Genomic DNA, 2,704 nt, shown 5'->3' with positions numbered 1-2,704 from the left:
AACCCTTGGGACCTTCTCCAGCCCCAGGATGTGACGAGCCGACATCGAGGTGCCAAACCGCTCCGTCGATATGAGCTCTTGGGAGCGATCAGCCTGTTATCCCCGGAGTACCTTTTATCCTTTGAGCGATGGCCCTTCCATGCGGAACCACCGGATCACTATGCTCTAGTTTCCTACCTGATCGGCTTGTAGGCCTCCCAGTCAAGCACCCTTATGCCATTACACTCTGCGACCGGTTACCAATCGGTCTGAGGGTACCTTTAGAAGCCTCCGTTACTCTTTTGGAGGCGACCACCCCAGTCAAACTACCCACCATACAGTGTCCTTGCATCTGCAAGTTAGAACTCAAACAATCAAAGGGCCGTATTTCAACGGCGACTCCACAAATACTGGCGTACCTGCTTCACAGTCTCCGGCCTATCCTACACATCAAGTGCCCAAATTCAATGTAAAGCTATAGTAAAGGTTCACGGGGTCTTTTCGTCCCATCGCGGGTAATCGGCATCTTCACCGATACTACAATTTCACCGAGCTCACGGTTGAGACAGTGCCCAGATCGTTACACCATTCGTGCAGGTCGGAACTTACCCGACAAGGAATTTCGCTACCTTAGGACCGTTATAGTTACGGCCGCCGTTTACTGGGGCTTCAATTCAATGCTTCTCCTTGCAGATGACATCTCCTCTTAACCTTCCAGCACCGGGCAGGTGTCAGGCTATATACGTCATATTTCTATTTAGCATAGCCATGTGTTTTTGTTAAACAGTCGCCTGGGCCTATTCTCTGCGGCCAATCATTGCTGACTGGCGTCCTTTATCCCGAAGTTACAGGACCATTTTGCCTAGTTCCTTAACCGTGAATCACTCGAGCGCCTTAGTATTTTCAACCCAACTACGTGTGTCCGTTTACGGTACGGGTACTTTAATGATTAGGTTTAGCGGATTTTCTAGGGAGCATGTTTACGCTCTTATTGCCTTGTGCGAAGCACGCGGCATACTATCAGGTTCGACTCTCAAGGCGGATTTGCCTACCTCGATCTGCATCTACACCCTTTAACCATCTATTCCGTCAGATGGCCGAGCTGTCACTTCTCCGTCTCCACGTCACTCATTAAAGTAGTATGGGAATATTAAACCATTCTTCCATCGGAATCGCCGTTCGGCTTATCCTTAGGTCCCGACTTACCCTGATCCGATTAGCGTTGATCAGGAAACCTTAGTCTTTCGGCGAGGAGGTTTCTCACCTCCTTTATCGTTACTTATACCTACATTTGCGTTTCCATACGCTCCAACAAGAGTCGTCTCTTATCTTCTACGCTGTATGGAATGCTCCCCTACCATGTGTCTTTGACACATCCACAGCTTCGGTAAACAATTTATGCCCGAGTATTATCCACGCCAAACTCCTCGACTAGTGAGCTGTTACGCACTCTTTAAATGAATGGCTGCTTCCAAGCCAACATCCTAGCTGTCACGGCAGTCTGACTTCGTTAGTTCAACTTAATTGTTATTTGGGGACCTTAGCCGGTGGTCTGGATTCTTCTCCTCTCGGACGCGGACCTTAGCACCCGCGCCCTCACTCCCTGACAATATATAGTACGCATTCGGAGTTTATCTGGACTTGATAGGCGGTGAAGCCCTCGCATCCAATCAGTCGCTCTACCTCATACTATACTACGTCAGAGGCTGCACCTAAATGCATTTCGGGGAGTACGAGCTATCTCCAAGTTTGATTAGCCTTTCACCCCTACCCTCAGTTCATTGGAACACTTTTCAACGTATAACCATTCGGACCTCCAGGTGGTGTTACCCAACCTTCATCCTGACCAAGGGTAGATCACTTGGTTTCGCGTCTACTCACACTAACTAAGCGCCCTAATTAAGACTCGCTTTCGCTTCGGCTGCGTGTCTGAAACACTTAACCTTGCTAATGTAAGTAACTCGTAGGTTCATTATGCAAAAGGCACGCCGTCACAACATTGCTGCTGCTCCGACCGCTTGTAGGCAGACGGGTTCAGGGTCTATTTCACTCCTCTGTTCGAGGTTCTTTTCACCTTTCCCTCACGGTACTGCTTCACTATCGGTCACCAAGTAGTATTTAGCCTTATGGGGTGGTCCCCACTTTTTCATACGAGATTTCCCGTGTCTCGCACTACTCTGGATTCTACCATGTCATTCGATTTTTCGCTTACTAGACTTTCACTATCTTTGGTCTGCTTTTCCAAACAGTTCTGCTAAATCTTATGAATCAATTATGTAGTCCTTTACCCCAGATGAATTACTTCTTCTGGTTTAGGCTCTTCCTCTTTCGCTCGCCACTACTCAAGGAATCGAGTTTTCTTTCTTTTCCTGTAGGTACTTAGATGTTTCAGTTCCCTACGTTCCCCTCCTATACGCTACTTTACTTACGTATGGATTAGTCAACTTTTACTTGACTAGAGTTTCCTCATTCGGATATCTGTGAATATATCGGATATTTGCTCCTCCTCACAGCTTTTCGCAGCTTATCACGTCCTTCTTCGGCTCTTGGTGCCAAGGCATTCACCCTATGCTCTTAGTAGCTTAACCTCTGACTTTTTCAAGTCATATCGTTTTTTTATTGTCAATCGGTTTTTTGGATTTTTTCCTAAAACTTTGGCTACTAGTTTTTTCTAGTTTACCTTGATATTTTTTCATTTCATCTATATATTTTTCAATGTGCTATT

At 46.6% G+C, this 2,704-nt stretch carries 1 rRNA gene; it reads right to left on the bottom strand.

The annotated features are described in order from the left end of the window. Nucleotides 1-2,567, bottom strand: a 23S ribosomal RNA gene (locus ACMO9O_RS04490); the annotation flags it as partial. Between the last annotated feature and the right edge of the window lie 137 nt (nucleotides 2,568-2,704).

The sequence above is a fragment of the Alistipes sp. genome (assembly GCF_048465635.1).
Taxonomy (GTDB): Bacteria; Bacteroidota; Bacteroidia; order Bacteroidales; family Rikenellaceae; genus Alistipes.
This window is presented reverse-complemented; position numbering and strand designations above follow the sequence as displayed.